Here is a 24,490-nt window from a genome sequence, read left to right as displayed (position 1 = left end):
CGGTGGTACCGCCCCTCCCTCGATTCATTAGATCAGCGGCATGTGAACACAGTCAACACGTAAACCGTTCTCGGTTGGTGCGCCACGTACGTCTCCGTGCCACACTCTCCCCTGATGACCGTCCGGGCACGGCGCCACGGACACGGAGGGGACGGGGCCGCAGCGCGGATGAACACGGGATCGCTGATCGCCGGCAGATATCGGATCAAGAACCTCATCGGCCGGGGCGGCATGGGCGTCGTCCGGCTCGCCCACGACGAGAACCTCGGCCGTGACGTGGCGCTGAAGACCATGAGCGTCGATCCCGGGCTCACCGAGGAGCAACGCGCCCGCGACGCCGAGCGGTTCCGCCGCGAGGCACAGGCAGTCGCCCGGCTCGACCACCCCGGGCTGGCGACCGTCTACGACCTCGGCGAGGAGAACGGCACACGGTTCCTCGTCATGCAGTACGTGATCGGGCCGTCGCTCGGTGACCGGATCGCCGAGGCGGGCCCGCTCTCCGTCGAGGAGACCGCGTCGATCGGCGTACAGATCGCCTCCGTGCTGGGTTCCGTGCACGCCCGGAACGTCGTGCACCGGGACCTCAAGGGCAGCAATGTCGTCATGCGTACGGACGGAGTGGTGAAGGTCCTGGACTTCGGTGTCGCCGCCTTCCTCGACCCCGACACGACGTCGCTGACCACGACCGGTGAACGCCCCGGAAGCCTGGAGTGCATGGCGCCCGAACAGATCCAGGGCAAGCCGGTCGACGCGCGCACGGACCTGTACGCGCTCGGCTGTCTGCTCTACACGATGCTGACGGGTGAGCCCGTCTTCGCCCACGACTCCGAACTCATGCTGCCCGGCATGATCCTGGAGAAGCCGCCCGCGCCGCCCCGGGAACTGCGCCGCGCGATCCCCACCGAGCTGGAGGAGCTGGTGCTCCAGATGCTGGCCAAGGAGCCCGACGAACGGCCCGCTCACGCCGGCGAGGTGTGGCAGCGCCTCTCCACGTGGTTACCCGCACGCCGTGCGCCCGAGGAGGCACTGGTGCCGTGGGCGGATGTGGACCCACTACGGCCCTTCACCCATCCGATGGGTCCGGACGCACGGCCGGTGCGGTCCTGGGCCAGGGCAGCAGGCCGGCGGGGGCGCGGTCCGGGCCGCTGACCCCACGCGGCAGCCACCCGGACGACACTCTCCCGCCGGCCCCTTCCCCGGCGGGATCAGAACCCGAACAGTGCCAACTGTTCCTGTTCGTCATCGGCTTCGGGCTGCTCCGGTCCGAGGGTGAGACCCGCTGCCGCCGCCGTGGCCGGATCGGGATCCGCCGCGGCGTCCGCCGTGCTCTCCTCCCCCGCCGGGACCGCCGGGACCCGCGCGCCTTCCGCCGGGGCTTCCACGCCGTCCACCGGATCGGCTTCCCCGTCGGGCCGGGTCGGCAGCACGTACTGCTGCCCCAGGCCCGCGAGGTGCAGCGGCAGCGGCAGCGCGAGTGCCTGGGGGTAGTCGGGGGGCTGACGCAGCAGGTGCGCGGCGAGGGCCAGCGCCTGCGGGTCGTCCCCGTCGTCGGTGTGGCAGCCGAGGACGGCCAGTTCGACGAGGGCGGGCATCCAGCCCACTGTCCCCGTGTCGATGGTCAGCTCCCCCTTGCGCTTACCCATCCGGAGCGGACGCGGCGCCAGTTTGTCCGCCTCGACGGCCGAGGTGCTGAACTGAACCGGCTTGGGGGTGGTGCTGTAGAAGACCCGTCCTGTTCCGTCGTCCTCCGGGATCCACAGGTGCGACGCGATGCCGTTGGGTCCCTCCTTGGGGTTCACACCCCACCACTGGGCGGTCTCACGGCCCTTCCCCGTGCGCACCCGTACCAGTCGCAGGTCCGGAGCGAGCCGCCTGGGTTCGGCGTGCCCGTCGCGGATCCGGTCCCGCTCCGTGCGGCCGTCCTGCAGCCAGGTCCAGTGCGACCGGGCGTTCTGCGCGTCGACCAGGAGCATGGTGGGTCGACGGCGCAACGAGGTACGGACCTTCTGCAGCCACTCCTCCGCGGTCCGCCGCTGCTCATCACGGTCGGCGCGCCACCCGCGGCGGCGTCCGACCGGCACCGTCTCGCCCTCCACCCGTGGCGCCGGCACGGAGGGCCGTACCTCGGCGAGACGGGTGAGCCTGAGCAGCATGACCGGGTACGGCACCCACGCCCCGGCGCCGTCGTCGGCGTCCGGGTCCCATCCCTGGACCCGCGCCAGACCGCTCCCGGGGGCCTGCGGGGTGACCAGGACGGCGACCGGGACATCGGCGGCCCAGCGGTTGCGTGCGGTGTGGTTCTTGCGGACCATCCAGACCGCGGCGTACCGCATCCCCTGCGGAACACCCTGCTCGATACCGTGCTCGGGATGGACCCGGGCACCCAGTTGCCGCAGTCCGTCGTCCCAGGCCATCAGGGCCCGGTGGTCCATGCTGCCCAGGGAGTTGTACCCCTTGGTCTTCTTCGGGAGTGCGACGAACTGCGTGACGAAGCCGGCGTCGGCGCAGCCGAGCCGCAGGGCGAACTTGGGATCGTGGTCCCGGGAGGCGAAGTCTGCGGGGCGGTCGATCTCGACCAGGGCCAGTGCGGGTGCGTCCCCGGTCCGGTCACCGGTCAGCCACGCCGCGGTCTCGGCCCGCCGCTCCCCCACGGCCGCGGTGACCTCCTCCCGGGTGCGCCGTACGCCCTCCGGGAGGCCGAGGCCCGCGGTCAGGGCGCGGCCGGTGCCGTCGTCATGGCGCACGACAGGCCGCAGGCACCGCACACGGACGGTGAGTTCCGGCGCCATCCACTCGTGCACCACCGGGTGGCCCGGGTCGGCGGTGTCGTACTCCCGCTCGGTGAAGGAACCGCCGTCCCCCTTGAGACCGAGCCGCGTGCCAAGTGCGCCGAGGGCCGCGTCCCGCATCTCGGCCGACTGCCACAGCAGCCGTGCTTCCAGCACCGGCCGGCCGTCGTCGGTCCGCGGGGCACCGAGTTCTGCGACCGCGAAGGCCACCGCCGCCCGCCGCTCGGCACAGCGACGGGTCTCCTCCTCTTCCCGTGCCTCCTTGGGAACACTCGAGGGCGGGGCGTTGAGCGGTTTGGCCGCGGCGAGCGCGGTGTGCGTGAGGTCCGGTGCCGCGCGCAGTTCGGGGGGAAGGGCCGTCTGTACCCAGGCCGTCAGCTCCGAGCACTGGTTGGGCATCAGACCGGCCTTCACCTCGTGGCCGCCCATCGCGGTGCGGTATACGATCCCGGCCCGTGCGTCGCGCCGCAGCCATTCCTCCGGCTCCGTCAGGATCGCGTCGGCGTCGGGGAACGGTTCACCGAGGGAGACGTCCTGAAGCAGCCGGGCCGGACCGCCGAAGGCCCAGCCGTCGGCGAACCCACCCCGCTCCTTGTCCCAGCGCCGCTCCAACTGGGCGACTGCGTACCGCTCGCTGAGCGGCACTCCGGGCAGCACAGGCACCCGGGGGCGCAGCAGCACCGTGGTCCGGCTTCCGTACGGCAGCCGGACCCGTCCCGTCGCGGGCGACGTACGCGTCGCCCAGCGACGGATGGACCAGTGGAGGTGGAAACGAGGCAGGGGGTCGAACGGCACGGTGTGCAGGGTGATGTTGAGGACGACGGAGAACCACCAGGTGCCCTTGCCGGGCGACGGTTCGTACGGCAGGGGCTGCGAGACCAGCTCCGCGCCCTGGTCCCTGGGGCCGCGCGGCATGGCACGGAAGTGCAGCCGCCCGCCCTCGTACGGGTATGGTCCCAGCGCGAGGACGCGGCGGGCCAGCCAGTCCGTCGTGAGGGTGAACTGGTGGGAGGCCGGCGCGGCGGTGCCGCCCCGGGTGCGGCCGCAGGCCAGCAGTTCGCGTGCGACGGGTTCCCACTCGGGCGGGTGCTCGGCGAGCTGGGCGCGGACGTCCTTGAGCAGCGACCGGTGCTCCGGTTCGGGCCGCAGCTCGCGCAGCCAGCGGCCCAGCAGCGGGGCGAGGACACGCGGGGGCAGCGGGTCGGGGGCGTCATCGGCGACGTACAGCCAGCGCTCCGGTTCCTCTCCCCGCTCGTGGAAGGGCGGCCGGGGCAGCACGAGGACGTCCGGGGCGAAAGCCTGCAGGACCTGTTCCAGGCGGCGGGTGGGTACGGTCCGGTACGGCTCCGCCTGAGGGTCTCGGCCGGCGTTGCACAGGGCGAGGACCGCGTCCCGCCACTGTTCGGGGAAGGGCAGGGCACGGTAGCGCGCGGTCAGGGTCGTCCCGGCGTCGGCCGGGAGCCAGGCTGCGGTGCGGACGGTGCGGTAGTTCACGGGCATGGTGGAACCTCCTTCGGAGGGATGCGGCGGTGACGTGCGGGCCGGTGCCGGCCGCCTCAGCGGACGGGCCGGTGATGGCCGAGGGTCAGCAGGGCGTCGTGGAAGGGCTGGTAGAGCAGCCGGGCCAGCGCCGGGTCGGCCGGGTCGGGAAAGGCGTCCGGATCGGCGTCGGGGGCGAAGTACGGTGAAAGAACCGACCGCAGGGCACGCAGCAGGCCGTCGACGGCCGGGACGGCGTCGCCCGAGGCCGTAGATGCGAGGGACCGCGCCAGCCGGGGAGCGAAGGCCGCGTCGACGAACACGACCCTGGCGGGTACTCCACCGCGTACCAGGCGGCCGATGACCTGCCACATGGTGACCAGTTGGTCCCATGCGAACGCGCGTTTCTCCCAGGGGGACAGCCGGGAGTAGATGTAGCGCCGCGACAGAAGCCGACGCCACTCCTGACGGCCCGCGAACCTCAGATCACGGCCCGCCTGGTCCAGCGTGGTGGCCTGGGCCACCAGCTCGGTGAAGGTGGCGGGTCCCGGGAGGTCGTCGGCTCGCGGCCGGTCGCGGACGAAGCGGCTGATCCAGTCGTTGACGGCGAATACCGACAGGGACAGCTCGTCGGGCCGGGGATGCGGACGGGCGAGGAAGAGCGCCGTGCCGAAGGCGGCGTTGCGCTGGACGTTGAGGATGTTGTGACCGCGCTCGACCGCCAGCAGCGGGGCAACCAGCACTTCCGCGGCCGGGTCCTCGGCGAACAGGGCCAGATCGCCACGACGCAGGGTGGACGAGGTGGCCCCGCCCTCCGCGGAACCCGCGCCGTGCAGAGCCTGGTCGAGGTCGGCGTCATCCGGTACGAGCACCCGGACCCGGCCCTGCCACCGCTCCTCGGCATCCAGGGTGTCGGCGACGGCGTAGGCCTCCCGGTAGCTGCCCACCAGCAGCAGTGCCCGCTTGCGGTGGTCGTCGGCGACCTTGGCCAGTTCCAGGCCGAGAGGGCTGTCGCAGCCGCCGGGGCCGGGTCGGCCCAGCTTCGCGGCGATCGCGCGCGCCTGTGTGGTCCGGGCCTTCGGAGCCGTCCCGGACAGGCTCATCGGCCTGCCCTCCTCGTCGTAGAGGAAGTGGGTGGAGAAACGGGTGCGTGCCACCGCTTCGAGCGACCGGGCCGACGGTTTCAAGACCGCTCCCACAGGAGCGAGTACGTGGGCCCGGGTGGACTCGCCGGCCCAACTGGTTCCCGACATCAGCACCACATGGGGGCCCGGACGGCCGGCCGCGCGGTCCGCGCCCAGCTCCGGCAGCGAGAGGAGGAGTTCACGTCCGACGCCGGCACAGCGGAAGAAGCGCAGGGTTCCGCTGGTGCGGCCGATCTCGTCACGCTCCCGGTCATCGGGGAGGTACTGGAAACCGAGGACGTTGCCCATGGGTGCTTCCGGGATCAGCGGCGCGTAGTCCAAGGGTGCGCGGCGGGCCAGCTCCTTGCCCTGGGCACCGAGGCGCAGCGCGGCCTCCACATGCGGCCACAGGTGGGTGAGGCGGTCCAGGCGCTGGTGCAGGGCGGACAGGAGCAGGGTGAACTCCAGGCGGCGGCAGGTCAGGTCGAGCCACTTCTCGTACGCCTCCCCGGCCGACGCCCGGCCGACGCCCGCGACCGAGGTCTCCCGCAGCATCTCACCGAGAAGCCCTCGGACCCGGTCCCGGGTGCGGGGGGCGGACAGGCCGTGCAGGAGGTCCTGAGCGGTTTCGACCATGGTGTCGGTGAGCGTGCCGCGCCGCCCGCGGCCGCCGAGCGGGTCGTCGCGGAAGGCGTCGAGCAGCGCGGCCAGTTCGTCCCGGCGCGGGTCGCGGGGTGCGGTGGGCGCTGTGTCGGGTTCCTCACCGCCGGTGTCGTCCTCGTACCCCTCGTACAGCTCCTGCTCGTCGGCCACCGCTTCGAGTGTGTCCACGGCGCGAAAGGCGTCGGGGCCCGGCACTTCGTCGAACCAGTCGGCGAGGAGTTTCTCCTGAAGCGCCCAAGGGCTGAAGTACTCGGTGTCGACCCAGTCCCTCAGCGGTTCGTCGGAGATCAGCAGGCGGTACAGTCGGTCGGCGGCGACCGTGACGACTGCCAGGGCCGCGTTCCACTGTTCGACCTGGCGATCCGTCAGAGGAAGCCGTCCTTGACGGGAGAGTTCCTCGATCTTGTGCGTGTGCAGCCGGTCGAGCCAGGACTCGAGGCCCGGCTGGACGAGGGTGGCCGACGGGGCAAACAGCTCGTCGAACTTCATCTGCACGGAATCGGCCTCGTCGACGAAGACGATGTCACTGCGGATGCAGGCCAGCTCAAGCTGCCGCAGCCGCTCGTCGTTGAGGTGCGAGGGCACGGCGCTCTGCACCAGGCTGGCCGGGTTCGCCACCCAGATCAGCCCATCGACCTGCGCACGGACCGACCGGTGACGCGGGCACTCGGCCCAGATGGGGCAGCCGTGGGGGGAGCCCTTCGGTTCCTGGTCGGCAGGCACGCTCTCGACGGCGCGGGACATGCCCGGTTCCCAGACGGCGGGGAGAGGATCCGCAGCCTGGGATGCCTGCCCGCCGCCTCGCTCCGGGGCGTTCCGCTCCGGATACAGGTTCGTGCACGGCGCATCGGCATAGCGCAACGGTCGGGCCGCCTCGGTTCCTCGGAGCGCGTCCACGACACAGGCCGTACTCAGCTCGTCGAAACCCTGCGCATCGTGGTCGAGGAGGTTGTCCAGGCCACGGGAAGCGAGCCGGCGGTGGAGTCGCTGCACATGTGACTCGCGTGTGCTGGCCCCGAGCAGCGGAACGGCGGGCAGACCGAGAGCAGTGAACAGCTCGCACAGGCGCAACTGTTCGGCGGCGTCCCCCACGACGATGGTGGTGCGCAGTGGTGTCTCCCGGCGGGCGGCCCACACCGCGACCAGTGCCATCAGCGTGCTCTTGCCGGCGCCCACCATGCCCGCCAAGTGCAGCAGGCCGTCCAGCCGCAGCGCGTCGCCGTCGGTGAATCCGCGCCCGTCCGCGTCCCGTGGCGCGATGCGCACGTCCGCCATGCGCGCCTCCCAGTTCCCCGGCCGTTCGGCACCCGCCTCCAGCTCGGCGCCGTCCATCCATCGGGCGGTGTCGACGAGTTCGTCCCGTGTGACGGTGAGCGGCTCGGAACCCCCGCCGCGTCCCACGGACAGGTCGTGTCCGGATGGGCTCTCCAGGACGAGGAGCTCGGGGATCGTGACCGATGTCGTCCGGCGCAGTTCCCGAAAACTGCTGCGGCCCGCCGGTGCCAGGGGAAGCGGCCTGCGGACGAAGTCGGGGACCTCGGCCAGGGCCCGGTCATACACGGCGACACGGCCGGCCGCGACGGTCGGCAGCAACGCTCGGGGTGCGCTCCGCTCTCGAGATTCCGGCAGCTCATAGGCACGCAGCCGTTCGGGGACCAGACGGTACGCGTCCAGGGCCTGGTGCCAGGCGCGTCCTCGCCGGAGCGTCCACAGCAGGTGGCGGGCGGCGGTGAGCATCGTGTGGTGCTCGTGCGTGTGCGCCAGGCCGGCGGCACGGGCGAAGGGGTAGCCGCCCAGCAGTGTGTAGGCACCCTCGGCCGGCTCCTTCGGCGCGAGGTGCTGCAGCAGCCGCAGTGCCAGTTCGACCTGGCACACATGGACGGGCTTCACCCCGTCGAGCCCGGCGGGCAGCCCGTTCCACACCTGCGCCAGCTCGCGGCTCACCGGCCGGTGCCAGCTCTCACGGTCACGCACGGTGGTCTCCCTTGCAGGTGCGCAGCCGTCGCTTCGCACGGGTCACGAGTTCGGCATCGGTCAGCAGCGGCAGGCCGCCGGCGCTCGCGGGCCGGGCCCGTTCGAAGGCCGCGACGTAGTGGGGACGGGCCGCAGCTCGGTGCACCGGCACCACCCAGAACGCCTCGTCGTAGGGCGGATCCTGGGGGACGGGGCGGGCCGAGCGGCCGAGGAACGTCGGGTGCGCCCAGTCCTTGACGTCGACGGCCCAGCGCCAACCGTCGGGGAACACCACCTGGAGGTCGTAGGCGTCGTAGCCGGGCCACATCCGCACCTGGAGTCCCAAAGCCAGCAGCTCACATTCCAGATCGGCCTCGGCCCGTCCCGGTCCGGTGACGAACTGCCTCAGCGGACGCTCCAGCTGGCTGACCGTGAGAGTCCCGTCGCGGGTGATGCGGCGGCCCGGTGGTGGTGGCCCCTGGCGACGGCAGCGGTCGCGCTCGCACCACCACTCACCCGCTCCGACCGGAGTCAGCAGGGTGAGACACCGACCACAGGCCGTGTAGGCGCCGTCCCGCAGATAGGACTCCGGCACGGGTTTGTAGACGCGCCGGATGAGCTCGTGCACGGGTTCCAGCACCACGTCACCGGTCACCTCGTACATCTCTGCGGGCGTGAGGACCGGCCGGTGCACGAGCAGTCCGCGGAAGGCGGTGTACGCGTCCTCCTCGCCGTACTCACGGCACAGGCGGAGGGCGGCGAGAACGACTTCGCGATCCCGGAAGACCGCGGCCGAGTCGGGGCTCCGGCCGGCCCACTCGTGGCACAGTTCTGTGGGTCTGCCCGAGATCTCGTCGAGCAGCCGATCCCCGGGTTCCACCAGATCTGCGGGAAGGCTCAGGGGCCAGTCCTCGAGCGGCACCGTACGACAGCGGTCGACGAGCTCCGTCAGCCCGGCGGGCGGGCGGGCGCCGCGCAGCAGGCAGGCCAGCACCGTACGGTCCAGCGCCCGCTGTGCCTCGGCAGGGTAGGGGAGTGTGAAGGAGTCCAGGCCGGTTTGCGCCTCCAGGGCGAGAAGTGCCGTGGCGAGCGTCCGCAGCAACGGTACGCCGTCGTGCGCCGCCCAGTTCGCGGCAGGTACGGCACGGTAGTCGTCGATGGTCACCGGGTCTCCTCCGTGGTGTCGGCCGCGTGTCGGGAACGTCCCACGGAACACCAGCGCGCCGCCTCGCAGCCGGAACAGTCGAAGCCCGGGGCCGGCTCGGCCGCGTACGTCTCGTCGGCTGCCCAGCCGGTGGCGAGTCCGGCGATGACCTGCCGGGACTGGTCGAGCGTGGGGCCGTCGCAGGGGTCGAGCTCCTCAAGGCGTGCTCCGTCCGGGCGCAGCACTTCCAGCTCGACGCGGGAGCGGCGAGGATCACCACCCAGTGCACCGGACGCCAGGAGCAGGACCGCGAGAGCCAGTTGGGGAAACTGTTCCACGAGGTGCCGCCGCTCCCCGAAGCGATGTGCGGCGGTCTTCGTCTCCCGGATCACCACGCCGCCGTCGTCCGTGTAGACCACGTCGCATGCGGCGATGACGACGACATCCGCCCGCGCGTCGTACACGGCGACGCTGCGCTGCGGCTCGACCCGCTCCGTGGCCGGCAGGCCGTCCAGCGGACACAGGCCGCGGTGCGCGCGGATCATGGCGCGGGCCGCGGGCAGTTCGGCCTCGTCGAGTCCCGGCAAGGTCTCGGGCAGCGGGATGTCCCGGCAGGGCACCGCCGGCCGTGCGCCGTGACAGGCGTTGAGCCAACTGTCGACCGCGCGGCCACGCCGGATCGCCTCGTTCTCCGTCCGGCCCTCACGCAGATGGAGCACCCTGGTCAGGTGGTACCTGGCGGGACAGTCCCGGTAGGCGCGCAGGTCGGAGACGGAGATACTGCGTCGCTTGCGGGGGCGGGCCGGCCCTGGGGCACCGAGCAGGCCAGTGGCGTGAGGGATGTCCTGGCAGCCGGCCAGCGCCTCGCATCGGACACAGTCCGAGCCGGGTCTCCGGCCCCGGCTGTCGGTCACCTTGGTCATCCGGTCACGCACGTGCGCGTCGAACAGTCGCTGCACCTCCTCGACGTCCCAGTCACCGAGCACTGCGGTGGAGCCGTCACGGAGCCCGACCCCGAGGACGCGAACTCTGCTCGGTTGCGGTGGTGGTTTCGGGAGCGGTTCGGAGCGCCTCAGGTAGGGAGTTCGCGCCGGGATCCCCGTGGCGAGCACGTGCGCAGCGGCGACCACCTCGAACAGCCGGCGATCCGCCTTGACCTGCCCGAGGGACGGGATCCAGAGCTCCCGGACGGATCCGTCTCCGGACGCGTACTGCCGCCCCCAGGCGGTGCGTTCGTACTGGTCGACACCCCGCGCGTCGAAGGCGTTCAGCTCCCGCCCACTCACCCAGCCCGGTTGCACGGGAGAGGTGGCCGGATACCCCGAGGTCACGCGTGCCGACTGCTCCCGGTCACGTGCGGCAAGGAAGGTCCGGGCCGCTTCCCACGCCCATTCCGCATGCGCGCTGGAGCAGTTGCGAACGTGCCAGCGGTTCGCGACGGCTTCGGCCATAGCTCTGCCCTCATGCTCCACGACGTCCAGGAGACGGGCCACCGGCTGGAACCAGAAGTCCTCGACCGGCTTGCGGCGGGAACGCCCGGGTTGCTGGACGAGCAGGGGGCGGGCCCGCAGCGCACGCCCTTCGGGGCAAGCATCGGCTTCTTCGCGCAGCAGCGGCGGACCGATCCGGATCAGGGCGCCGTCGCCGTCCACTCCCGGCGGATTCCTCAGAACAGTCACGAGAGCGCCTCCTTGCGCCTCGGCGAGCAGAACACGTGCCAGAGTGACCTAGGCTGTGAACTAAGTCAAATGGCTAGGTGCGAACTGACGTGTCACCACTATCGTTGGATCGGGCAGTGGTCGACCACGGAGGAGGGCAGGACGATGGAGTCCGGGAAGGTGTTCGCCGGGAGATTCGAGATCACGGGCGGACCACGCAGCGGCGGGATGGGAAGCGTGTACCGGGCGCTGGACCCGACGATCGGACGAACCGTCGCCGTGAAGTTCCTGGCCCGTACCTTCTGGGAAGGACTGCCCGGTCATGGAGGCGTGAGACCGAGCGCGAACGACTTCAAGCGGTTCGAACGCGAGCGCGCGATGCACGAAAGACTGGGTGGACAGGGTGTGCCCCGTCTCGTGGACTACGACTTCGCGTGCGGAAGGCCCTATCTCGTCACGGAGTTCATCGAGGGAATGAATCTCCGTGACTTCCTCGTCACCCATCGCCCTACGCTGACCGCCACCGTCACCGTCATCGTCCAGGTGCTCCGCATTCTCACGCGCGTGCACGCCGCCGACGTCATCCATCGTGACGTCAAGCCGCACAACATCGTTCTGGCCGACGACGGCACCGCGCACCTGGTCGACTTCGGCATCGCTCTTCCGACCGACCCCGAAGCGACCCGGCACACCGAGGGCCGGACACCCGGCAGCATCGGCTACAAGGCTCCGGAGATCATCCTCGGCGAGCACAACCCAGGACCGGCAGCCGACGTCTACGGCATCGGCTGCACCTTGTTCCGGCTGGTCACCGGAGAGCATGTGTTCATGATGAGCAGTCCCGATCACATGATCGAGTGGCATCATTGCGAGACCCCGGCCCCCCGCCTGGACGCCTTTGTCGACGGACTCCCGACCAGCCTCATCGACCTTGCTGCACGGATGCTCGACAAGGATCCCGTCGCGCGTCCCACCGCCGCGGAGGCCGAATCGGCCCTCCAGCCGTTCCTTCCACAGCCCGGTGCCCCTGCCCCGCATCCGGTCCTGGTGCCGGACCCCACCGCACCGTTCAGAGCCGGAATCACCACGACGGCCGGCACAGTGGACACCTGCCACCGCAAGGCGGCTGTCACCGGTCGGCGCCGCCCCATGGTGCACCGTCCGTCATCGGCCGGGCCGACCCGAGCCGGTCTGCGATCCATGATCGCCCGGACAGAGGCCGAACTGACCGAACATGGGCCGGGACCGTACACACAGCAACTCGTACGGTACCTGCCGGACGCCCGGAACCGCTGGGGCGGACGCGACCCGGATGTGCTCCGAGCATTGCTCCTCCGCGCCGACGCCGCCCGCCTCTCGGGAGACTGGCCCGGCGCCGGTTCCGGGTACCGTGCGGTGGCGCGTGAGATGACGGGAGCCACCGCGGGAACGACGGAACACGTCCTGGCTCTGGAAGCCCGGATCGGAGCGGCCGAGTGCACCGTTCCGGAGGAGAAAGACGCACGCGGCGCCCTACTCTCGTGGGAACGCGTCGTCCTGGAGGCGTGCGCGCTCCTGCCGGATGTGCCCGACCGGCTCGTGCGTCGCTGCCGCGAGGTGGGTCAGGAACTGGCCGAGTGGGGACACACGGCGGTCGTCGAGACGCTGCTCGAAAAGCTGCCCGGCAACTGATCGAGGACGTGTTCTCCTGGTGTCACGAGTGATGACCTGCGTCACGTGTCAGGTCATCGCCCATCGGCCAGTCCACCACTCGCCAACAGCCCGGCGAGAACATCCCCCAAGGATTCACTCACCGAACCCATTTCCGCCGCGGCATCCTGGAACTTGACCAGTTGCCGGTGGATCTCACCATGCCGCCGCTGCTCCTCCAGGGGCAGTCGCAGCGCCCGCAGACGTCGTACGTCGATGCGGGACGACACCGACGCATGCGTACCCGCGCGCCGCGCGTTCGACCGCACCCGGAGACATGCCGCCAGGAAGAACGGATCGAGGCGTTCGGGATCGACACGCAATCGGTGCAGATGGGGCCCGAGTACGGTTGGTGCCCTGGTCTCCACCCAGGCGTCGTATCCCTGCGTGGCGCCGACGACCACGACATCACCGAATGCGGTGACGGTGAGTTCCCCTTTCCCACGCAGGCGTTCCACATCCTCGGGAGTCATCCACTGCTGACCGCCGTGCCCCTCACCCAGCAGCAAGGGGGTGAGAGTCGGCACCGATTCATCAGACCGGGGACCACGCTGAACCAAATCGGCAGGCAAAGAAGTCCCCGCTGCCAGCGTGACAGCACCCGTCTGCTCGAGTTCGGCCACGCTCACATCGAGGCGGTCACCCGGATCACGCACCACCGTGAGCGCACGGAGCGCCTGGCTACTGTCACGCAACGCCAGCGATGCGGCGTCGAAGTCCGTCCACGACCGGCGCAGATCCACAGCAGTGGCGGCCGCCGTGGCAGGCACGTGCCGGGCCGGCGTGAGATCGGTCTCGTCGCCGAGCAGGTCCAGCACCGGAACCACAACCGCCCCCTCAGCCGCGTCACCTCTGAGACCGGCCAGTATCCGATCGCGCACGGCGTCCCAGTCCACCGCTTGACCACGCCCTGTGGTCGGAGTGTGGCGACAGTCGGCCGTGTCCACGAACAAGGCAGAGGAGGCAGCGTGTTCCCCCGCTGGTGAACCCAACAGCCACAGATGCAGCCCCACTCCATAGGGCTGGGCCGCACCGGCCGGTAGCGCCACCACCATGCGGACCGCACCCGCACGGACGAGCCCGGCCCGGATGCGCCGCCCCGCGCGACGCGAGGCGACGGCCGGTGGCAGCAGTACGACGGCCAGCCCCTCCGGACCCAGCAAGGAGAGAATATGCTGAACCCAGGCCAATTCGGGCTCGGTACGGGGTGGTTGCCCGAATTGCCAGCGTCGGTCGGTGGCGAGTTCGCCGTGTCCCCAGTCCCGCTCGTTGGAAGGAGGGTTGCACAGAACCAGGTCCGCATCGGCCTGGGGCAGAGGATCGTCCCGCAGCGTGTCGGCCGCCAGAACCTTGCGCTCTGTTTCCGGTGCTTCCAGGGCCAGCCAGGCTTCCGCCAGCCTCACGAGAACAGGGTCACGGTCGTGGCCAACCAGTTCGAGGCTGCCCTCACCCGCCCACCTCCGAGCTGCCGCGACGAGCAGCCCTCCCGTGCCACAGGCCGGATCGATGACAGAGCGCACACGTTCTCCGGTCCGCGCCGCCTGTGCGACTTCCGTCATGAGGTCGGCGAGGGGAGCCGGAGTCGTGGCGATCTGTCGCACATGCGCGCCGAGCCAACGCCCCAGGAGAAAGAGAAATCCGCTGCTGCCGCTCTCCCCGTCCTTTCGCGCCAGGTGAAGGGCTTCCTCCGCCAGAGCCCGCTCGGGTCCTGTCGCATCCGGTGCGGCGTACTCCGCCGGCCTCGCACCGCCCGTACCCAACTGCATGCCCACATGAGCGATGAGGAGTCCCATGCGGTCCCGGTCACCCAAGTCCTCGACACGAGGCCACAAACGCTCCCAGCCACTGGCGACGGTGTCGCCCTTTCCATGCCTGGTCAGCCACTCCTCGACCGAGTCGAGAGAGAACTGCGGGCTGGCGTCCGTACCGGCCACCGGGGGCGGGAAGTCACCATGCCGCCGACGCCAGTTGCTGACGGCTGCGCGCCCCACACCAGCGAGCCGGGCGATGCCTGCCAGTGTCACGGTCACCGGCTCGTCCTGCTGGGCCATGGTGTCCTTCCGGTCTCATGGGATGTCTCAATATCGCCGGGCAACGGTACGCCACAGCGCTCCGTTTCGCACACATCCTTGCGGGCAGTCCATTGACTGAGTTTTCACGGTACCCACAATATGGAACGGTCACCAGGGCGACGCCGACGTGCGTCATGGGTGGGCAGTGACTGACGTCGTCAGCGAGTCCGACACTTTGTTCGCAGGGCGCCTGAACACTTCAACCGAGGTCCTCCAGAAGCAGATCGAGCGCTGCCTCCTCGTGCAGGGCGATCCCCACAGAGATCATCGTGGGGGCCAGTTCCGGGTCCCAGGTGGCCTCGGCCGGCGGGCCGGTGAGGGGGATCGTCGGGGTGTCCCGCACTTGGGCGCGGGTCGCCAGGTACTCGTAGTCGGCCGCCCGCATGCGCCACGGTTCGGCGTCGTACCGCTGCGTGATCCGGTTGGCGAGGGCGATGCCGGGCCAGTCGAAGTCGCCGTGGTAGGCGAACGTGCAGCCGACCGTCTTCAGGGCGTCCAGGAGCGTGAGGACGACCGTCGTCGCGCTGCCGGAGGTGCAGACCAGGGGCGCGGTGCGGCCGGTGTCGGCGGCCGCCTCGACCACGCGGGGGTTCTCGCAGACGCGGACCCGGGTGCCGGGCGCCATCTTCAGGCTCAGTGTGCGCAGTTCGCGGAGAGTGACGTGGGTCTCCATGTGGTGGTCGGCGCGCTCGCGCAGGGCGGCCTCGCGCCAGGTACCGCCGGTGGGGCGCAGTCCGTGGGTGAGGACCGTGCTGGAGACCTCGTCCGGGGTGACCGAGGCCATGCGCCACAGGGCCCGGCGGGCGGGTGCGTCGGTGGGGAACTCCGTGTCGTGTGCCAGGGCTATGCCTCGTAGGACCAGCCGGGACAGCAGGGTGCCGTCGTCCAGGCCGTGGGCGGTGCCGGTGGTGCGGGTGGCCAGTTCGCCGCGGCCCCGGGAAACGGGAGTGGGGTTCGCTTCGGCGTCCGGGAAGCCCGGGAAGAGAGCCGCCAGGGTGCGGATCGCCTGAGTCACGACCGTGGTCGCGGTGTGCGGGTCCTGGCGGGTGAGGGTGCCGCCGCTTCGTAGGTCCTCCAGCCACCGCACCGCCCAGGACTGTGACGACAGGGAGGTGGATTCCAGCTTCGTCTGGGCCGTCGACCAGACGCGGGCCCGTTCGGCCGCCGCCGAGTCGCGGACCGCCCTGCGGTCCGTCAGGGGCGGGCCCAGCGCCTCCAGGGTCGCGGCCAGGCCCCGGCCGGCCGCGCTGGCCTGCAGGCGGGCGTCCAGGTCGGGGAGGCTGATCGTGGCGGTGGGGCCGGTGACGGGTCTGGCCAGGAGCAGGGAGAGGGCCTCGCGTTCCGGTGCGTCCAAGTGCTGGAGTCTCGTGGTGCCGGTGGGCCGGAGCCCGTTGCGTTCGAGGCGGGTGCGTGCCGCCGCCCAGAGGCGGGTGAGGCCCGGCCGGGTGAGGAAGGCGAGGGCGTCGGCGTTCAGGGACGGTTCGTCGGCGGGCTTGGGGTCTTTCATACCGGCAACAGTCTCCGCTGCCGCCCGTTCCACGTGTAGTGGAGCGTGGCCACGCCCCGTACGTGCGGGTCGCGCAGGCATTCGTAGATGTGGAGGGACGGTACGTCGGGCCAGTTGCCGATCAGGCGTTCGCTGGTGAGGACGAAGTCGAGGTCCAGGTCGACCAGGATGCGGCCGAGGCGGGCGTGCGTGGGCTCGTCGACCTTGGCGAACGCGTCGTCGAGGAGGATCAGGCGGGGTGTGTGCGGGGCGGTGTCGGCGAGGCCGCTGAAGTGCGCCGCCGCGGCGGCGAAGAGGACAAGGTAGGAGAGGACGCGCTGTTCGCCCTGGCTCAGGCCCGTGCGGCCGGAGAGTTTGCGGCGGCTGCCCGATGCCGCGTCGTTCACCACCCAGGGGGTGAACGTGAACCAGGTGCGGTAGTCCAGGGCGGTGCGCAGGTGGGCCGCGTATCCGGCGGCCGGGTCGGCACGGCGGGCGTCCTCGATACGGCGCTGGAGGACGTCGCGGAGTTGTTCGGACTGCTCACGGGTGCGCAGACCCGAGGGGCTGCGCAGGAGATCGACGGCCGCCTTGACGTCCGCTTCCACACCGTCGGCCAGCTTCCAGTCGAGGGTGACGCCCAGGCCGTGCGAGGTACGGACCGTGGCGAGGCTGGTGTTGAGGGCGGCGACCAGGGCGCCGGCCGCCAGCACCTGTGCGGACAGGTGGTCGCCCAGCTCTCCGGTCAGGAAACGCTGGAAGACCTCTCGTTCGCGCTCCGTCAGCCGGTCGCGTGCCTCGGCGGCCTCGGTCGCGATGCGCTCGCCGACCTCGGCGATGTCGCGCGGTCCCTGGTCGTCGACGAGTCGGCAGAGCTTGATGCCGTCCTGTTCCTCGAGTGTCGCGTCGTAACCGCCGGAGAGCTGGTCGCGCAGTTCGGTGTGGCGGTTGAGGAGGGTGGTGTCCGAGAGGTCGCGGCGTTCGGCGTCCAGACTGCCGTGCACGGCGTCGATCAGCTGGCTCAGTGCCGTGATGCGCTCCCCCACGTCGTGATGGACGGGGTCCGGGGAGATGACGGGTTCATCGTCCGCGTCGGTGCGGAGGCCCGCTCCCCTGAGGACGCCCGGCAGTGACAGGGCCGCTCGCAGAGTGCTGCCGCAGGCCAGTGCCTCGGTCTCCTGTGCGGCGAGTGCCTCGCGCCGCTTCCTCTCCTCCTCTTCCGCCCGTACGCGCAGGTCGTGTACCTGGTCCCGCTCCCTCCTCGTAGGCGGGAGCTGCCGTCCTACGGCGTCCATGCGACGCTTCGCCCCGGCCTCGCGGGCGAGGATCTCCTGCTCCGTGGCACCAAGGGCGTCTTCCAGGGCCCGGACGGTACGGCGGGCTGTCTCCAGGCGGCCGAACGGCTCGGCGTAGTCCGCTTCGGCTTCCCGGCGGGCGGACTCGGCGCGCTCGTGGTCCGTACGGCCGGCGCGGTGGCCCTCGGTCGTGGACAGGACCGCGCGGATCCGCCGCCGCAGCTGTTGCGTGCCCTGCCCGAGACGGTCGAGGGCCAGGCGGACCGTGTCGAGTGCGGCCGGGTTCGCCGGGAGGTCCTGGGCACTCGCCGTCGCCTCCGTCTCGCGTCGGACGGTGACCGCGCGGGCGCGTGCCTGCTGCGCCTCGCGGGCGACCGTGGACGCCTGCGAAGCGAGGGACGCGGCGGTGCGCTCGGCCTCGGCGGTACGGGCCCAGGCATCGGTCAGTCCACGTGCCGAGGGCGGTCGGCGCAGGGTGCCGCCGACCTGGTCGCGGTGCTCGGTGAGGATGTGCAGCCGGTGCCGGTGCTGCTCCAGCTCGTCCTGTACGTCACTCAGTCTGCGGTCGATGTCCGCCAGTGCCCGGCGGCGGGTCTGCGCGCGCACCTCCGCACCCACGTACTCGGCGGCCTGCTTGGCGTGGCGGCCGCGGGCGGCGCCGAGCCGCCAGGAGCCGTCGGTGCCGATCGCGGTGTGCGGCCCGGTCTCTGCCGCATCCACCAGGTGCACCTCACGGCTCTCGGCGAGAGCCATCGATCCCAGCACCCGCTCGACCTGCTCCGCCGTCACTCCGCTGTCCGGCGCGGCGACGGGCCGCAGCACGTGGGTGAGCGACGGCCCCGCGACCGGTGGTCCCGGAACCACGAAGGTGTCGCGCGTGGTCGGGTCCAGGAGCGTACCGTCGGTGCGCACCCAGGCGTCGAGCAGGCCGCTCGCCTCCAGCGCGGCTTCCAGTCCCGCCCGCGCGTCCGGTTCCAGGTCGGGTGCGAAGTCCACGACCCGGTACAGCGGCGCTCCCGTGCCGGGCGTACGGGGAGCAGTGCGGTGGGGCGGGGGTGGCGGCTCGGGGTCGGTGAGGTGTTCCCATTCCTCGCGCCGTCGCCGAAGGCCGTCCCGTTCACTCTCCAGGCCGTGGACCGTCAGAGAGAGGGTGTCGCGCTCCTCGCCCAGGTCCGCAAGCCACAGGTCGACGGCCGAACGGGCCGTGTCGGCCAGTTCGTCGGGGGTCTGGGCGGGCAGTGGTCCGTCGGTCCGGTCGTATGCGATCAGGGCGAGCACGTCGTCCAGGGGCAGGCCGGTGAGCTTGCGCAGTTCGCCGGTCCAGGCTCTGGCCGCGTCCGCGTACGCCGCCCCCTCGCCGACGGTTTCCTCCCGGCGTCGCTCTGCCCGGCTGCGCGCATGCTCCACCTGTTCTTCCAGACGCTCTCGGGCGGCGTCGGCCTGGTCCGCCTCCCGCTGGGCCGCGTCCGACCGCTCGATAAGGGCGCCCAGTTCCGTGACGAACCGGATCCGGTTCCTGATCACCGGCTGTGTGGCGTCGAGCCGGGCATCCCAGGCGTGCAGCCCGGTCGTGCAGATCTCGGTGTCGACGGCCAGCACCTCGCTGTGCCGGACCAGGTGGAAGTCTCCTTCCGGAGCCGTCAGTTCTGCGGTGGCGGCGGGTGCGATCGGCGCGACGGGTGTCCCCACGGGCTCCCCCAGGTGCACGGGGTCCATCCCGGCCCGCTCGGCGTCCTGCAGCAACTCACCGTGCGCGGTGGTCAGTTCGACCAGCTCTTGACCGAGCCGCCCGGTCTGCGCGGTGAGCCGCCGCCCCGCCTCCTCCTCGTTGATGTGCGCCTGTCGGACGGCCTTGAACGCGGCGCCGGCCGCGCTGTGCAGGGCGGTGACGGTGGCGCGTTTCTCCCCGAGTTCGCGCAGGCTGCGGTACCCGGCACTGGCGTGCAGCGCGGCCAGGTCCGTCTCGGCCGCGTTCGCCTCACTCTCGAAGGTTTCGATGCGGGCGTCGAGTTCCTGTTCCCGCTCGCGGAGCGCTTCCGCCTCGCGCGCCGCGTCACCCGCGAACCTGCGATGCTCCGTCAGCCGCTGAAGCTCACCGCTCGTCCGGTCCGTGCGCCGGCGCAGCGCCCCGTGCAGGTAGCCGCGGTAGCTGGTGAGGAAGGTGTGCAGCGCCCGGTCGGTGCGTTCGAGACGTCCGAGGTAGGCCCTGACGGAGTCGAGGTCGTCCAGGCTGCGGGCCACCTTCTCCACGACCTCGTCGTCGAGGGCGGGCAGGGTCTCGGCGAGGACCGAGACGAGTCCGCCGGAGTCGATGCGGTCGCCGATGGTGGGGCGGCGCAGCCGGTGCAGCAGGTGGAGCAGGTTGCGGTAGCGCGCCGGGTCGGTGAGGCCGAACAGGTCGCGGGCGACCCTGGCGCGGTGCTCGACGGCGCGGTCGGTGACGTTCTCCGGGCCGACCAGCGACTTCAGCCGGTCGACGGGGAGCGGGTGGCCGGCGGGGGCGAGGTCGAGGTCCTCGCCGACCCGCAGCCCGGTGGTGAAGAAGAAGGGCTTCGCCGTCTTGGTCGACTGGGACGCCCGGACGGCCGCGCCGATGGTCAGATGCTGGTCGTTCCCCTCCTCGTCCGTCCTCGCGAACTCCAGCCACAGGTAGCCCAGCCGGTTGGTCTGTGCGAAGCCGTCGAGCATCAGCCAGGCCAGGGTGGTGCGTCCGGTTCCCGTGGCGTCAAGAGCGCGGGCGTCACCGTCGAGGAGGTAGGGCAGCAGCATCTCCAGGGCTTTGGACTTGCCGGCGCCGTTCTTGCCGCGCAGCAGCATGCGGCCCTCGCCGAAGGAGAACTCCTGGTGGTCGTACTGCCAGACGTTGCGGATGCCCGCGCGGTGCAGTCGGTAGCGGTGCGGGGACGGCGGGCGGTTCATCGGGGTGACTCCTTCGGGGCGTCCGGGACGTCGTCGGCCGGGGAGCGGGTGGTACGGGGCTTGACCGCCACCCTGGTGGCGTATCGGGCGGCCGCGGCGAGCAGGATCCAGCCACCGCCGTCGGTGCGGCTCTGGCCGCGCGCCTGTGAGACGTCGGTGACGGAGCGGCCGTCGGCCGCGGTCTGCTCGTATCCCTCGGGCACGCCGGTCCCGTCCGCGCGGACGGGACCGGCCGGAGCCATCAGCCGCATCCGGACGAGGAGGTCGAGTACGGCGGCCAGGAATCCGTCCCGGTCCTCCAGATGTCCGCGCTGCCAGGTGCCGCGCTTGCCGTACTCCTCGATCAGTTCGTCGAGCAGGCCGGGCAGCAGTCCGTCGGGGACGGGTACGCCGATGGCGAGCCGTCCGCCGACCGCCGGATGGCCGGGATCTCCGGGGCGCAGCCGGTCGGTCAGCCGTTCCACGAGGAGCAGCGCGGCCTGGGCGACCGTGCCGGTGCCGGGCAGGTGCAGGTCGGTGAGTTCGTCGTCCGGGTCGACCAGGGCGATGCCCTCGGCGCGGATCTCTGCTTCCAGGCCGAGCAGTTCGGAGAAGGCCTGTGCCTCGCGGCGCTGCCGGGTGCGCAGCCATTCCCGCTCGGCGTCGGTGAGATCGTCGAGGTGGACGACGGGGGTTTCGACAAGACGGCGGCGGACGTAGGTACGGGGCCCACCGAAGCCGGGGTCGGCGGCCCGGCGCACGAGGTCCGCCCCGTCGCGGCTCTGGGCGAGCGGGCCGGCGACGACGGCCCGTGCGATGTCGCGGTCCACGGTCAGCAGTGCCTCCCCGGCCCGTTCCTCGGCGACGGCCGTCACCTGGCCCTCGGTTTCCACCAGGACGCCCCAGTCGACGAGTTGCCGCAAGGCGGCCGCGAGGGTCCGCCGCTCGGCCTGCCGCCCGGTGTCGGTGATCTCGATGCCGGCGTCGACGGCCGCGGCGCGCAGGTCGGCGACGAGCTGGGAGAGCAGGAGTTGTTCCGGGGCGGTGACGAGGACCGAGAGAGCGAGGGCGAGGCAGGCGTACGTCCGCGGGGTGAACGGCGTTCCGGTCGACGGTCGTTCCAGTCGGTGGCCCGATCCCGGGCCGAGGCCCGCTTTGAACAGCCGGGCGTAGGAGGCTTCCACGAGCAGGCGGTAGCCGAACACCTGCTGGAAGCGCTGGGCGAGCCAGTCGGCGTGGCGCCGGATCAGGGGGAACGTGTCGCTGTGCGGTCCGGTGCTGGTGACCAGGGGGTGGGCCAGCAGGAGCCGGGCGGCCGTACGGCGCTCGGCCGCGAGGGCGACGTCGTGGGCGGAGGGCAGGGGCATCAGGCGCTCGCCTCTTCGGCCTCGGGCACCGGCTCCCCCACCGTGGGTGCGGAGGTGCTTTCGACGGCCACGGTGAGAGCGTCCGCGGTCAGGTCGCCGTCCACGGACCGCAGGACGGTGGACCGGCCGGGCGTGCGCCATGCGGTCAGCCGGATGCCGAGATCCGCGTCGTCCGCCTGCGCGCCGTCGAGCAGGAAGTCGCCGGATGCCTTGTTGAGTCGGGCGTTGTCGAGGGCCGTGGTGAGCAGCTCTAGCAACAGCCGCATGGCCGGGGCGCCGAGTCTCACCTGGTCGAACCGACCCGAGGCGCTGCGCAGTTCGTCGGCCGCCGCCTGCCGGGCCTCGGCCTGCTGTCGCGCCTGCTCCATGAGGCGGAGCTTCTGCTCGGAGTGGTCCTCGGCTGCCGCCGCACGTCCGCGCGGGCTCCTGCTGCCGCGCTCGCGCAGCGCCACCGGTACGTCCACCACGGGTCCGGTCCACCAGCTCACGTAGGCCGGCACGGACTGGTCGGGGTCCGGCGCGACTCCCAGGTGCCGCGCGCCGTAGAGTCCGAAGGCGGCGACCGCGAGGTCGTGGGCCTCGTCCGGCTCCGCGGCGTCGAACCAGGCCGCGAGCCGCAGCAGGTCCTTGCGGCGGGACATCTCGCCGGAGGCCGAGCGCAGCATCCGCTTGGCGTTGGCGAGCAGCGACTGCAGGGCGCGCAGGGTGGCGTCCCGCAGCTGGTCCACCTGGCTGGAGTGCGCTCCGGTGACGGTGAACCACTCGCGCAGTCCCTCCCAGTCCGCGAGGTCCCGGCCGCGGCTGCGCTGCACCCGGGTCTCGGGCAGTCCGTCGGCGAGTGCTCCGATACCCGTCGCGTGCGCGTCGATTCGGGCGAGCAGCGCCGGCAGGTGCGGCCGGAGGGCGTCCAGGTGGGCCGCGATGCGCGGGGCCCGGAAGGAGACGTCCTCGGTGATGGCCTCCACGTAGTCGAGCAGCAGTTCCTTGAATCCCTGGTATTCGGCCGAGTCGAGGTCGTAGCGCGCCAGCACCTGGCCCAGGTAGGCGTAGAAGTCCCGGACCGACTCGGCGAACTCGGCGAACTGCACGAAGAGGGTGCTGATCCGCTCAAGCGCCTGCCGCGGATCCGCGCCGCCCGGCGCCGCGGCCATGGCGGCGATGTCACGCAGACCGCGGTCGACGAGGGCCAGTAGCTCGCTGCTCACCTCGCGGGCGGCGTCCGCCCCGCCCAGCACTTCGTCCGCGTCCCGCTGCACGCGCTCGCCCAGCTTCGACAGCTGGTAGCGCGACCGGGAGCGCTGGTACTCGGCGATGCTCGTCGCCTTGACGGTGTGCGTGCTGCGCAGCAGATTGCCCCAGCGCACGAGCTCTTCGAGCCTGCGCGCGAGCGTTTCCGCGTCCAGCGCCGCTCCCGGGCCGCCGCGCTCGGCCAGCTTGGCGAGGAGGTCGGGTATGGACAGGTCGGCGAGCAGCGTGCCGCAGAACACCCGCATCACCGCCACGTACTCCAGACGCTCGGGCGCGCTGAGGTAGGCGTACGCGCTCAGCCGCTGCCACGCCTCCGCGCCGGTCTCCCCCGCTGGTGCTCGTGCTTCTTTCCCCTTCACGCTGCCGAGCGTACGGACTGACACTGACAGTGCGGGGGAAAGCCGGGGAAAGCGGGCCGATCACCCCGTGCCGCTCTTGTCGTGCTGCTCATGCAGGAGAGCGCGCCCGGGTGCGGCTCACTGATCGCCTTGCCCCGGGAACCCGACCAGTGCAGTGGATCGTCCTGAGGGGCAAGGACGAGTGGACGGGAAACGATGGTGGAGCGGGCGGGCCGTGGTGCGGCTTCGGCGGTGAAGACGACGCGACGGTGGGTGGGACGTCGGGCTTGGACTCAGCGGACGAATGGGCCAGGCCGGCCTGCCTGGGCGCGCGGGCGTGGGCGGGTGCTTGCCGGGGTGGCGGTGTGCACCGCTCTCCTGCTCTCGTTCCACCGTTCGGTGCCCAACCGCGTGGGCGGGCTGGGGAGTCTGCTGGAGTCCTTCCTGCCGTGGCTCGGCGTGGTCGTCGTGGTGCTGCTCGTCCTGGCGCTGGTGCGCCGCTCGGCGCTCGCCCTGGTGGCGCTGCTGCTGCCGGCGGCCGCCTGGACGTACCTCTTCGGCGGGCTGCTCCTGCCCGCGCCGGAGCCCGGCGCCGACGACCTGGTGGTGGTGCAGCACAACGTCAGCGACGAGAACACCGACCCGGCGGGCACCGCCCGCGCGCTCGCCGGAGCCGGGCCCGACCTCGTCGCCCTGGAGGAACTGGTGCCGCCGGCGCTGGAGGCGTACGCGACGGCACTCGCGCCGGACTATCCGTACCGGACGGTCCGGGGCACCGTCGGCCTCTGGTCGAAGTATCCGCTCTCCGGTTCACGTCCACTGGACATCAAGCCGCGGGGCATCGAGGAGGAGTGGGAACGCGGGCTGCGGACGGTGGCGCACACGCCGCGGGGCGAAGTCGCCGTCTATGTCGCGCACCTGCCGTCGGTCCGGGTGGGGGCGGGCGGTCTCGCCTCGGCCTGGCGGGACGACAGCGCAGGGCGGCTGGGCGACGCCCTCGACGCGGAGGAGCTGCGGCGGGTGGTCCTGCTGGGCGATCTCAACGGCACGGTCGACGACCGGGCGCTGCGTCCCCTGACCGACTCGCTGAACGTGGCCGTGCGGGGCCTCGCGCTCAGCTTTCCCGCCGGTCTGCCGCTGGCCCGGATCGACCAGGTGATGGCCCGCGCCGGGACCGTCGGCGCCCTGCGCACCCTGCCCGCCACCGGCAGCGATCACCTTCCTGTCGTCGCCCGGATCTCCTGGGACTGAAGCAAGCGGCTTGCGGTGTTTGCGTTAGCCTTGCGT

General features: G+C 71.6%; 12 protein-coding genes. 3 read left to right on the top strand and 9 right to left on the bottom strand.

Annotated elements, in window-relative coordinates:
• Window positions 1-168: 168 nt before the first annotated feature.
• Window positions 169-1,149, top strand: coding sequence for a serine/threonine-protein kinase (locus ACZ7MF_RS10775; RefSeq protein ID WP_471475821.1), 981 nt, complete (start codon window positions 169-171; stop codon window positions 1,147-1,149).
• 56 nt (window positions 1,150-1,205) lie between these two features.
• On the opposite strand, the gene ACZ7MF_RS10770 is transcribed toward ACZ7MF_RS10775, so the two are convergent.
• The 4 genes from ACZ7MF_RS10770 to ACZ7MF_RS10755 are packed head-to-tail and all read right to left on the bottom strand — an operon-like array spanning window position 1,206 to window position 10,831.
• Entirely contained in the window at window positions 1,206-4,289 is a 3,084-nt protein-coding gene (locus ACZ7MF_RS10770; RefSeq protein ID WP_471475820.1) for a pPIWI_RE module domain-containing protein, read from the bottom strand.
• Between the two features lie 56 nt (window positions 4,290-4,345).
• The gene (locus ACZ7MF_RS10765) at window positions 4,346-8,029 is read right to left on the bottom strand and encodes a pPIWI_RE_Z domain-containing protein (protein ID WP_471475819.1); all 3,684 of its coding nucleotides are present in this window, start codon (window positions 8,027-8,029) and stop codon (window positions 4,346-4,348) included.
• Window positions 8,022-9,173 (bottom strand): pPIWI_RE_Y domain-containing protein, encoded by a 1,152-nt coding sequence (locus ACZ7MF_RS10760; RefSeq protein WP_471475817.1) that lies wholly within the window; start codon window positions 9,171-9,173, stop codon window positions 8,022-8,024. Before ACZ7MF_RS10760 ends, ACZ7MF_RS10765 begins: the two co-directional genes overlap by 8 nt.
• Window positions 9,170-10,831 carry a PD-(D/E)XK nuclease family protein gene (locus tag ACZ7MF_RS10755; RefSeq protein ID WP_471475816.1) on the bottom strand — a complete coding sequence of 554 codons (1,662 nt, stop codon included), beginning with the start codon at window positions 10,829-10,831 and terminating at the stop codon, window positions 9,170-9,172. The genes ACZ7MF_RS10760 and ACZ7MF_RS10755 overlap by 4 nt, the downstream gene beginning before the upstream one ends.
• Before the next feature lie 69 nt (window positions 10,832-10,900).
• On the opposite strand from ACZ7MF_RS10755, the gene ACZ7MF_RS10750 reads away from it, so the two are divergent.
• Window positions 10,901-12,481, top strand: coding sequence for a serine/threonine-protein kinase (locus ACZ7MF_RS10750; RefSeq protein WP_471477217.1), 1,581 nt, complete (start codon window positions 10,901-10,903; stop codon window positions 12,479-12,481).
• 53 nt (window positions 12,482-12,534) lie between these two features.
• Here ACZ7MF_RS10750 and ACZ7MF_RS10745 read toward each other — a convergent pair whose 3' ends face one another.
• From ACZ7MF_RS10745 to ACZ7MF_RS10725, 5 genes are all read right to left on the bottom strand, one after another.
• Window positions 12,535-14,550, bottom strand: a complete 2,016-nt coding sequence (locus ACZ7MF_RS10745; RefSeq protein WP_471475814.1) for an N-6 DNA methylase — start codon at window positions 14,548-14,550, stop codon at window positions 12,535-12,537.
• A gap of 220 nt (window positions 14,551-14,770) precedes the next feature.
• Window positions 14,771-16,078, bottom strand: a complete 1,308-nt coding sequence (locus tag ACZ7MF_RS10740) for a TIGR02679 family protein (protein WP_471475813.1) — start codon at window positions 16,076-16,078, stop codon at window positions 14,771-14,773.
• Window positions 16,075-20,271 carry a TIGR02680 family protein gene (locus tag ACZ7MF_RS10735; protein ID WP_471475812.1) on the bottom strand — a complete coding sequence of 1,399 codons (4,197 nt, stop codon included), beginning with the start codon at window positions 20,269-20,271 and terminating at the stop codon, window positions 16,075-16,077. The genes ACZ7MF_RS10740 and ACZ7MF_RS10735 overlap by 4 nt, the downstream gene beginning before the upstream one ends.
• Window positions 20,268-21,617, bottom strand: coding sequence for a TIGR02678 family protein (locus ACZ7MF_RS10730; protein WP_471475810.1), 1,350 nt, complete (start codon window positions 21,615-21,617; stop codon window positions 20,268-20,270). Before ACZ7MF_RS10730 ends, ACZ7MF_RS10735 begins: the two co-directional genes overlap by 4 nt.
• Window positions 21,617-23,224, bottom strand: a complete 1,608-nt coding sequence (locus ACZ7MF_RS10725; protein WP_471475809.1) for a TIGR02677 family protein — start codon at window positions 23,222-23,224, stop codon at window positions 21,617-21,619. Before ACZ7MF_RS10725 ends, ACZ7MF_RS10730 begins: the two co-directional genes overlap by 1 nt.
• 195 nt (window positions 23,225-23,419) lie before the next feature.
• On the opposite strand from ACZ7MF_RS10725, the gene ACZ7MF_RS10720 reads away from it, so the two are divergent.
• Complete coding sequence (locus ACZ7MF_RS10720) at window positions 23,420-24,454, top strand: endonuclease/exonuclease/phosphatase family protein (RefSeq protein ID WP_471475808.1); 1,035 nt, start codon at window positions 23,420-23,422, stop codon at window positions 24,452-24,454.
• The last annotated feature ends 36 nt before the right edge of the window (window positions 24,455-24,490 follow it).

This window comes from Streptomyces sp. NPDC111628 (assembly GCF_055635195.1).
The sequence above is the reverse complement of the archived record's forward strand: the minus strand, read 5'-3'. Positions and strand labels throughout refer to the sequence as shown.

Excerpts from the sequence above, each read along its gene's own strand:
- ACZ7MF_RS10775 (WP_471475821.1), top strand. The coding sequence starts at position 169 with ATGAACACGGGATCGCTGATCGCCGGCAGATATCGGATCAAGAACCTC.
- ACZ7MF_RS10770 (WP_471475820.1), bottom strand. The coding sequence starts at position 4,289 with ATGCCCGTGAACTACCGCACCGTCCGCACCGCAGCCTGGCTCCCGGCC.
- ACZ7MF_RS10750 (WP_471477217.1), top strand. The coding sequence starts at position 10,901 with ATGGCTAGGTGCGAACTGACGTGTCACCACTATCGTTGGATCGGGCAG.
- ACZ7MF_RS10745 (WP_471475814.1), bottom strand. The coding sequence starts at position 14,550 with ATGGCCCAGCAGGACGAGCCGGTGACCGTGACACTGGCAGGCATCGCC.
- ACZ7MF_RS10740 (WP_471475813.1), bottom strand. The coding sequence starts at position 16,078 with ATGAAAGACCCCAAGCCCGCCGACGAACCGTCCCTGAACGCCGACGCC.
- ACZ7MF_RS10735 (WP_471475812.1), bottom strand. The coding sequence starts at position 20,271 with ATGAACCGCCCGCCGTCCCCGCACCGCTACCGACTGCACCGCGCGGGC.
- ACZ7MF_RS10730 (WP_471475810.1), bottom strand. The coding sequence starts at position 21,617 with ATGCCCCTGCCCTCCGCCCACGACGTCGCCCTCGCGGCCGAGCGCCGT.
- ACZ7MF_RS10720 (WP_471475808.1), top strand. The coding sequence starts at position 23,420 with ATGGTGGAGCGGGCGGGCCGTGGTGCGGCTTCGGCGGTGAAGACGACG.